The organism is Pseudoalteromonas sp. NH0006-46 (genome assembly GCF_057547735.1).
In genome coordinates this window covers 640,924-650,810 of record NZ_BAAJML010000002.1, presented here as the reverse complement: position 1 = coordinate 650,810, position 9,887 = coordinate 640,924, and the positions used below count along the sequence as shown (strand labels likewise).

Sequence of the window (9,887 nt, the reverse complement as noted above, 5' to 3'; positions counted from 1 at the left end):
GCTTGGCTCGCTAAGCGTTGCCTGCTCTGCCGTCTCAGTGGGGTCGCATTATAGGGAGCCGCGAATTTAACGCAAGCCTTTTTTTACTAAAAAAGTGATTTAAATTACACCCCAAGCAAGCGCACACCCTAAACACAAGTTACCCACAAAACCCTGTGCATAACTTTGCTTTTTCGGCATAAACTCCCTGCTTGCCAATTAATAACTACCAATAAAAAAGCACCTCTTGTAAAGGTGCTTCTATCTAGCCGTACTTAGAATCGGCTTTTAATATAAAATGCTGTATAGCTTTCTACGGTATTTAGCTGCGAGTGCATCTCCATCTGGTAACGAAGCTATAATGGCTAAAAAGCTTGGTTTAGCTTCATTATAATTGAGGTCCTTTTGTAATACGGTAAATAGTACCTCTAATGCTTCTTCTTTTCTTCCTGCTTCATTCAATAAAGTACTGAGTTCTTCTTTAAGTTCGAGATCGTTTGGGTACTTATCTACTTGCTGCTGCTTTAATTGTATCTCTGGTGAGTCTTTTGCATCTAGTGCTGCTTCGCACTTTGATTTGATGTTATTAAAGTATGCATCTTGATCTTGCGAGTCAATTGTTTCTATTAAGGCTTGAGCCTCATCTAATTTGTGAATTTGAATACAAATATCTGCAAGCACTAATTTAATACGTACATTAGTATTATCTATTTCGTATGCTTGCTTTGCATAATTAAACGCTGCATTGAGGTCAGACTTCAATAAAGCCTGTTTAGCTTGCTCTAATAATAAATCCTGTTGAGCGGGTAGATGTTTAGATAAGGCTTCGCGTATTTGTGATTCAGTTTGAGTACCGGCAAGCAAATCTACAGGGGCTGAGTCTTTTAAAAGCACAAGTGTTGGCAATGTTTGTAAGCCAACTTGTTGTGCTAATTGTGAAGCTAACGCTTGCTCTGCATCACAATCTAAATTCGCTATTACTATATGGCTTGTATATTCAGCCGCTATTTTATCTAAAATTGCAGCCTGCCCGATACAATCAGGACTTTGAGGTGAGAAAAAGTTAAGTAATACTAATTTTTGTTGTGATGTTTCTCCAAGGACTTGCTGAAGGTTTTGTGCATTAATACTTACTATATTGCTCATTGAATTGATTGCCATACTGATCTATTTAAGGTTTTATATGGTGATAAACATAATAAATACAAGTCGTATCACTAAATCACTCGGCGTACATAATCAATTAATGAGGCAAATCATGAAACTATCTTACCTTAGCGCTGCGCTTTTATTTGCAGCCCCGCTTTTACAGGCTAAAGGGCTCGACTTAGACCTAAGCAAAACAATGCCTAGTATTGAAAAGTTTTACCTCGATTTACATCAATCGCCGGAACTCTCATACAGCGAAAAGAACACAGGTAAAAAAATAGCCGGCAAGCTTAGTAAGCTCGGATTCGAGGTTACAGATAATGTAGGTGGATATGGCGTTGTTGGTATTTACAAAAATGGCAATGGCCCAACAGTTATGATACGCACTGATACGGACGGTTTACCTATTACCGAGCAAACAAATAAACCCTACGCTTCAACTGTAAAAGTAATTGACGAGCATGGTGCAAACGTTGGCGTTATGCATGGTTGTGGTCATGACATTCATATGAGCTCGTTTATAGGTACTTCTGAGCAACTCATTGCACATAAAAGTAAATGGAAAGGTACACTAATGATGGTTGCACAACCTGCAGAAGAGGTTGGAGGCGGAGCTAAAGCAATGCTCAGTGAGGGGTTATTTAGTAAATATGCCAAGCCTGACCACATTATTGCCCTACATGTAAGTGCTAGCGTGCCAGCTGGTAAAGTTACCATGAAAAACGAATATACCATGGCAAGTGTGGATTCCGTTGATATAAATATAAAAGGTAAAGGCGGCCATGGTGCATACCCTCACACCACTATTGACCCGGTAGTTATAGCTGCTCGTACAGTACTGGCTTTGCAAACGATTACAAGTCGCGAGCTTTCTCCTCTTGAACCATCCGTTATAACAGTTGGCTCTATACATGGTGGTTCTAAACATAATGTTATTTCTGATGAAGTGAAACTACAACTTACACTGCGAAGCTACAACCCAGATGTACGTAATGCGCAAATTGCTGCAATTAAACGAATAACCCGAGGAATTGCTCAAAGTGCAGGGCTTGAAGAGCCTGACTATCCTGCTGTTGTAGTTCATGAAGATGAATCAATTCCATCGACTTATAACAACCCTTCACAAACTAATATAGTACGAGGTGCTATTAAAAATGTCATAGGCGATACAAACGTACTTGAAACACAAGCAGTAATGGCAGGAGAGGACTTTGGCCTTTATGGCCGTACTGACGAGAACATCCCTATAACATTATTTTGGCTAGGCGGCGTTAATCAACAGCAATACGAAAAAGCAATAAAAAACAACGAAACACTTCCATCATTGCACTCAAGTAAATTTGCACCTGATTATAAAGTGGCGCTTCCTACTGGAATTAAAGCCATGAGTAACGCTGCGGTTGCGTTATTTAATAAAAGTGAATGACTTATAAACCAACAAGCCCTGCGGTTAATTTGTTACAGGGCTTTTTTTGTAGCCTGATTTTTTAAAAGGTGCTTTTTTAGCGCGCTTTGCAAAGCGCTTTTTGGCAGGCGTTTTAGGCAGCTTGGCAAATACCCGGCTGTCACAGTTAGCGGCCTGATCCACAAAATTAGTAAGATCAGCAAGTAGAGGTTGTAAAAACTGCTGATAACTCAAGGATTGTTGTGCAATATCACCTAGGCTTGACTCCCATTTTGCCGTTAAGTCAGGACTTGCTAAACCTTCAGGCAAAACACTAATTAATGCAAGACCTGTCTCTGTAGCTTTAATTGTTTTGCCTTCACGCTTTAAAAAGCGCCGTTTAAATAACAACTCTATAATGCCTGCTCGAGTAGCTTCAGTACCTAAACCATCGGTCTCTTTTAATATTTTTTTGATATGTGGATCTTTTACATAACGGCTAATCCCCGTCATCGCAGCCAACAATGTTGCATCAGTAAAATGAGCTGGGGGCGAAGTGTGCTTTTCTATTACACTTCCTTGAGTACATTTCAGGTTCATCCCTTTTTCAAGATAAGGCAACGTTGCCTCTTCTTTTAATTCTGATTTACCCATTAACACTTTAAAACCTAAGCTGACTTCTTGTTTAGCGTTGGCTTTAAATAAACCACCAGCAATTGTTACCTCTGCTTTAGTTTCGTTATAAACATAATCTGGGTAAAACTGTATTAAATAATGCCTACATATTAACTGGTATACTTTCGCTTCATCATTTGCCAAGTATGCGCTTTTTAAAAGTTTAGCCGTCGGTACTATAGCGTGGTGAGCAGCCACTTTAGAATCATTAAAACATTTACTCTTATGCTTTACGTTTGCTCCATCGACTAATTCTACTGGCTGTCCTTTGTTCTGTGCTATCGCTTTAAAGATAGCGGCGGCATCTTGGTGATGATCTTTTGGTAAATACCGATTGTCTGAACGAGGATAAGTAATTAATTTGTGACGTTCATATAATCCTTGGCAAATATCAAGCACTTGCTGGGCAGGCATGCAAAATGCTTTAGCTGCATCTATTTGTAGTGCGGATAGGTTATAAGGCAAAGGTGCACTTTGTTTTTTTTGTTTTTGTTCAAGCGCTGTTACCTCTCCTTTTTGATTAGTTATACGCGAAGCCACATTTTCGGCTAATGCTTTATTTAGCACTCGCCCTTCTTTATCTTGATAAGGTTCGCAAGCTTTACTCGGTACCCACTTGGCTGTAAATAGCTGCTGTTCAGGAGTAACTAAACTAGCTAATACCTCATAAAATGGTTTTGATACAAAATTAACTATTTCGTTATCGCGGTTAACCACTAACCCTAGAATGGGAGTTTGTACGCGACCAACTGATAGCACATTGCCAAACCCTGCTTTTTGCCCAGCTAACGTATAAGCCCGAGTGAGGTTCATCCCAAATAGCCAATCAGCACGGGAACGAGCAAGTGCTGAGACACTCAGTGGAATAAATTCCCGATTAGAGCGCATACTATTAAGCGCTTTTTTTACTGCCGCTAAGTTTAAATCACTTATAAGTAGACGCTGAATACTTTGCTTTTTAGTTTTACTTATTTTGGCTTGTTCTATCACTTCATCTACAAGTAACTGCCCTTCACGATCGGGGTCACCGGCATGTATAAGTGTTGTAGCCTGTTTAATTAACTTTTTTAAAACGCTAAGCTGCTTGCGAGTTTTTGTTTTAGCCTTTAACTGCCATTGTTCCGGTATTATCGGGAGGTGTTCTAATTGCCATTTTTTATAGCGCTCATCGTAATCATCAGGCTCAGCTTGTTCTAACAAATGACCAATACACCATGAAACACAATCACCATTAGCGACCTCAATGTAACCATCGTGTTTTTTGTGTGGTTTTGGAAGTGCATCAGCGATTGCACGCCCAAGTGAAGGTTTTTCTGCAATGTAGAGTTTCATACACTCGCCTACAACTGGTTATATAAACAGTAGTCTAGCATAGCAATTTCAAAGAGGGAGAGTTTTTAATGAATTGTCTGCATTAATGAGTATCAAGTGGTAGTGACTCGTAAAGCTTATAAGCTGGGCTGCTAATTAAGCCCAGCTTTATAATTAAAAGAGTTATCTTACATCAATAGGATCAGATTCTTTTGCCTTGCCTTGTAATATGGATATTTCAACTCGGCGATTACGGCGTCTGTCTTCATTGGTATCGTTAGGAACTAGCGGCCTTGTTTCCGCACGGCCAACGACCATCATTCGTGTTTTATCAAATCCTTGAACTGTTTGTAATTCGCTGGCAACGGCCACTGCGCGCTTAGACGACAAATCCCAGTTATTAACGTATAACTCATTCGATACTTGGAAATCATCTGTATGCCCTGAAACAGTAATTTCCCCTGGCACGTCTTTTAAAAGCACACCAATATCCTGAATAATGGGTTTAAACTTAGGCTGTAAAAAAGCACTGCCCGAAGGAAACGAACCATTCTCACGAATACGAATAATAATCTGCTGGCCCAAAGACTCAAGCTCTATTGCACCATCTATTATTTGCTTCTCTAACTGCTGCGCTATTTTTTTAACGAGTTCATTTGTTTGTTCTTGATCTGCTGCAGATGTTGCTTGTTCAGATGATTGTTCTTGCGATGTGCTTCGAGACTCACCACCGCGCTTATCACCCCGCTGCTCTTGTCTACCGCCAGCAGAACTTTCATCGCCGGCCTGAAACTCTAGCATTTGCTGGGTCATTTCAACGGTTTGCTGCTGAATGGTTTCTATTGGTGTAGGTTCTGGTTTACCTGGGGTGAATTCCATGGCGATAACTGATGTCCCTTTTGGGATATCTTTAACTTCAATTTTATTTTGTACACCAAAAGCAAACTTCATAGAGCCTGCTATTTGTTTAAATTTAAGTACATCCATTTCTGAGAATGCCAATAATAGTACAAAAAAGCACATCAACAACGACATTAAATCAGCAAATGTTCCCATCCACGCAGGTAAACCTGGGGGGGGGCATTTGCACTCTTCATCAGACATGGCTACTCCTCGGTATCAACTTTACGTTTAGACTCAGCTAAGTAATTTTTCAAAATACCTTCTATCACTTTCGGATTTTGACCATCTTGAATCCCTAAAATAGCATCAAGAATTAAACGCTGATTCATTGCCTCTTCGTCTTTACGCAGCTCGAGTTTTACCTGAATTGGAATTGCTACAACGTTTGCTAAAAATGCACCATACAGAGTGGTCAATAGTGCCACGGCCATTGCAGGCCCGATAGCTTTAGGGTCGTCCATGTTTGATAACATGGCAACTAAGCCTATTAATGTACCAATCATCCCCATTGCAGGAGCTATATCGGCAAGTGCTTTAAATAAGCCAGCACCGAGCTCATGACGGGTGGTGGTTAGGGAAATATCTTTTTGAAGTGTGGCGCGCACAACGTCAGCGTCATGCCCATCAACAAGCATGTCAACGCCTTTACGCATAAATGGGTTTGGAATTTCAGCTTCTTCAAGTGCTAAAAACCCCCCTTTACGAGCGGAATCTGCAAGCTCTACTGCTTTTTCAATTAACTCTTCAGGCGATTCAATTTTAAACATGAATGCCTTACCAACCACTTTACCTATCCCTAAAAATTGAGACATAGTGAAGTTTGATAAGACAATAAATAGCGAGCCACCAAATACAATTACACTTGAAGGTGCATCGGCAAACATGCCCATTTCACCGCTACTACTCATAAACATAGACATGACGATTAAGCCAATTGCGCCTAGGATCCCTATTATGGTTGCTAAATCCACATTTCCTCCAGAGATTTCATGTTTAAATGCCTTATCATAAACTTTTTATTATTAACTGCTTATCGGCAACATACTGAATTGCTTAAGTCGTTTTTGTAAATAAACATATAAAGTTATATTTATTATTTTATATCAAGTTAGGCACACAGCCTAATTATCGAGTTTTCCTAATAAATAACACAAACTAACACGCGATTAATCGTCCTAAATGTAAAAAACTCATATCATCCTTTGACCTAGTTTAGCATTCCCCCTAAAATTGGCTCCTAAATTTATTATGTAAGCTGAAATAAAGATGGCGACTAAAAAACCTGAAAACTTAAGTTTCGAAAAAGCACTAGAAGAATTATCAACAATTGTTAGTGAAATGGAACAAGGTGATTTATCGCTTGAACAATCATTGAAGCAGTTCGAGCGTGGTATCGCGCTCGCTGGAGCGTCATCTGAAAAACTACAGCAAGCAGAACAAAAAGTATCTATTTTAATGGGCAATAGCGAAAAGTCAGCACTTACAAACTTTAATAACGATATGGAATAGTTGTGAGCATAAAAGACTATATTGAACGTGCTCAGATAGATGTAGCCACTACACTCAACCGCTACTTTGAACAGCCGCTCGATAGCGATAAAACCATAAAAGAAGCCACTCATTACAGTTTATTTAATGGTGGTAAAAGGCTACGCCCTTTTTTGGTTTACGCTGTTGGTGAAATGCTCGGTGCTAAAAAAAGTGACTTAGACATTTTAGCTGCAGCCATAGAATGCATTCACAGTTACTCCTTAGTACATGACGATCTGCCCGCTATGGATGATGATGATTTACGCCGCGGCTACCCTACTTGTCATATTGTGTATGGCGAAGCACAAGCTATTTTAGCCGGTGATGCATTGCAAACTCTCGCCTTTGAACTTATAGCCACACACAACTTTAATTGCTCATCGCAATCGCAAGTAAAAATGATTGCTGCTCTTGCACATGCATCAGGTATTGAAGGTATGGTTGCGGGACAAGGCTTAGACATTGCCGCAACTGACACAGTTGTTTCGGTACAAGAACTTGAACGCATCCACAAGTTAAAAACCGGTGCACTAATTAACTGTGCTATAACACTAGGTGCGCTGTGCAGTGAAAACGCAGATGAACAAACTTTAGATAACTTGAGTATTTTTGGGTATGCTATAGGGCTGGCATTTCAAGTACACGACGATATTTTAGACGTGGAAGGTGACACCAATATATTAGGTAAACCACAAGGCTCAGATATAGAAGCGAATAAAGCGACATACCCAGCGTTATTAGGTATGCTAGGCGCTAAAGAAAAGGCGCAAAATTTAATAACACAAGCCCACGAAGCGTTAGCACTTATTGATGCAGATACAACGCTTCTTGCGTCGCTAGCAAATTACCTTATTGAACGTGACCATTAGTCGCAGCTTAAGCGTATTGCAAATAGCACTGACATTATTACTTAACATTCGTTATTCATTCCTAGTTGAAAACGAATGTGCTCGAAGGATATAAAAAAGCCATGACACTTGATAGTAGCAAGTATCCATTACTTAACTTGGTTGACAAACCAGCTCAATTACGAGACTTAGCGCAGAATAAACTTCCCGAGTTTAGCAATGAACTACGTGAGTATTTACTTAACTCTGTATCGCAAAGTAGCGGTCATTTAGCGTCTGGTTTAGGCACGGTTGAGCTTACAGTTGCACTTCATTACGTGTATAACACACCAGAAGATCGTGTAGTATGGGATGTTGGGCATCAAGCCTATCCGCATAAAATCTTAACGGGTCGGCGTGATTTAATGCACACCATTCGTCAAAAAAATGGCCTTCACCCATTCCCGTTTAGAGATGAAAGTGACTACGACACATTTAGCGTTGGTCATTCAAGCACTTCAATTTCTGCAGCATTAGGCATGTCAATTGCGGCGCAAAAAGAAGGCGCTGGCCGCAAAACTGTCGCTGTTATTGGTGATGGCGCTATTACTGCGGGCATGGCGTTTGAAGCAATGAATCACTTAGGTGATGTAAAATCAGACATGCTTATTATTTTAAATGATAATGAAATGTCGATTTCTGAAAACGTTGGCGCATTAACCAATCATTTTGCACGTATTTTATCTGGTAGCTTTTACACCAATATTCGCGAAGGGAGTAAAAAACTACTGTCTGGCGTACCGCCTGTTAAAGAGCTTGCCAGCAGAATGGAAGAGCACCTTAAAGGCATGGTTATACCAGGTACGTTTTTTGAAGAACTTGGCTTAAATTATATTGGCCCAATTGATGGGCACGATGTAAACATGCTGGTTGATACATTACGTAATATGCGTAATTTAAAAGGCCCACAACTTCTTCATATAAAAACGCAAAAAGGTAAAGGTTACAAGCCAGCTGAAGCAGATCCAATTGGCTATCACGGCGTACCTAAATTTGACCCCAGCACATCAAGTCTACCAAAATCAAAACCAGGCGCGCCTACTTTTTCAAAAGTATTTGGCGACTGGTTATGCGACATGGCAGAGCAAGACGACAAATTAATGGCTATTACACCGGCTATGCGTGAAGGTTCGGGCATGGTGCGCTTTTCAAAAGAGCATGCTGATAAGTATTTTGACGTAGCAATTGCTGAACAACATGCCGTCACCCTAGCTGCGGGGTTTGCTTGTGAAGGCTTAAAGCCTGTTGTTGCTATATATTCCAGCTTTTTACAACGCGCGTACGATCAATTAATTCACGATGTTGCATTGCAAAACTTACCCGTATTATTTGCCATAGACCGAGCAGGTATTGTGGGTGCCGATGGCGAAACACATCAAGGCGCATACGACCTAAGTTTTATGCGTTGTATTCCTAATATGGTTATTATGGCACCTAGCGATACTAACGAATGCCGCCAAATGTTATACACCGGTTACAAAGCTAATTGTCCGGTTGCTGTTCGTTACCCTCGCGGAAGTGCAGGTACGGCAGAGATTCAAAGCGATATGCAACTTTTCGAAATTGGTAAAGCAAATACAGTAAAACAAGGTTCAAAAATTGCCATTTTGTCATTTGGAACATTACTTGAAAATGCACAACTTGCTGCAACTGAACTTAATGCAACACTTGTTAATATGCGCTTTATAAAGCCGCTTGATACTTCACTGCTAAACGACATTATTAAAAATCACGATACCATAGTTACTCTTGAAGATAATGCCATTGCCGGAGGCGCAGGCTCTGCGGTTAACGAATACTTAGCTAGCCAACAGGCCAATGTTAAAATACTTAACTTAGGTATTCCTGATGAGTTTATTAAGCACGGCACGCAAGACGAAATGCACGATGAAATGGGCTTAGGCCAGCAAGGTATTTTAAGTTCAATTAGGTCATTTACCGCTTAGTTAATTATTCTAATTGTTTAAAGAAAGGAGCCTATTGGCTCCTTTTTCGTTTTTATTATTATTTTTTGCATCCAATTTAACTTTTTAACCGTTATTGCAGTGAGGTTAACATGTAAATAATCA

Annotated in this window: 8 protein-coding genes; 4 read left to right on the top strand and 4 right to left on the bottom strand. The window is 40.1% G+C overall.

All coding sequences use genetic code 11. The annotated features are described in order from the left end of the window. Positions 1 to 267 precede the first annotated feature (267 nt). Entirely contained in the window at positions 268 to 1,125 is an 858-nt protein-coding gene (locus AC27I2_RS07805) for a tetratricopeptide repeat protein (RefSeq protein ID WP_058551600.1), read from the bottom strand. Positions 1,126 to 1,237: 112 nt separating this feature from the next. On the opposite strand from AC27I2_RS07805, the gene AC27I2_RS07800 reads away from it, so the two are divergent. After that, positions 1,238 to 2,554, top strand: coding sequence for a M20 metallopeptidase family protein (locus AC27I2_RS07800; protein WP_219423107.1), 1,317 nt, complete (start codon positions 1,238 to 1,240; stop codon positions 2,552 to 2,554). Positions 2,555 to 2,578: 24 nt separating this feature from the next. Here AC27I2_RS07800 and AC27I2_RS07795 read toward each other — a convergent pair whose 3' ends face one another. The 3 genes from AC27I2_RS07795 to pomA all read right to left on the bottom strand — a co-directional run bounded on the left by AC27I2_RS07795 (position 2,579) and on the right by pomA (position 6,372). Continuing rightward, positions 2,579 to 4,519: a DNA topoisomerase III gene (locus AC27I2_RS07795; protein WP_219423108.1), complete on the bottom strand. Its 1,941-nt coding sequence runs from the start codon at positions 4,517 to 4,519 to the stop codon at positions 2,579 to 2,581. Between the two features lie 162 nt (positions 4,520 to 4,681). Beyond that, positions 4,682 to 5,602, bottom strand: coding sequence for a flagellar motor protein MotB (locus AC27I2_RS07790; protein WP_058404268.1), 921 nt, complete (start codon positions 5,600 to 5,602; stop codon positions 4,682 to 4,684). A gap of 2 nt (positions 5,603 to 5,604) precedes the next feature. Beyond that, positions 5,605 to 6,372: a flagellar motor protein PomA gene (gene pomA, locus AC27I2_RS07785; protein ID WP_008132143.1), complete on the bottom strand. Its 768-nt coding sequence runs from the start codon at positions 6,370 to 6,372 to the stop codon at positions 5,605 to 5,607. A gap of 295 nt (positions 6,373 to 6,667) precedes the next feature. On the opposite strand from pomA, the gene AC27I2_RS07780 reads away from it, so the two are divergent. From AC27I2_RS07780 to dxs, 3 genes are all read left to right on the top strand, one after another. Next, positions 6,668 to 6,910, top strand: coding sequence for an exodeoxyribonuclease VII small subunit (locus tag AC27I2_RS07780; RefSeq protein WP_006794260.1), 243 nt, complete (start codon positions 6,668 to 6,670; stop codon positions 6,908 to 6,910). Between the two features lie 2 nt (positions 6,911 to 6,912). After that, positions 6,913 to 7,800, top strand: coding sequence for a (2E,6E)-farnesyl diphosphate synthase (gene ispA / locus AC27I2_RS07775; protein ID WP_219423109.1), 888 nt, complete (start codon positions 6,913 to 6,915; stop codon positions 7,798 to 7,800). A gap of 101 nt (positions 7,801 to 7,901) precedes the next feature. After that, positions 7,902 to 9,764, top strand: a complete 1,863-nt coding sequence (gene dxs / locus AC27I2_RS07770; protein ID WP_138529730.1) for a 1-deoxy-D-xylulose-5-phosphate synthase — start codon at positions 7,902 to 7,904, stop codon at positions 9,762 to 9,764. Positions 9,765 to 9,887 lie beyond the last annotated feature (123 nt).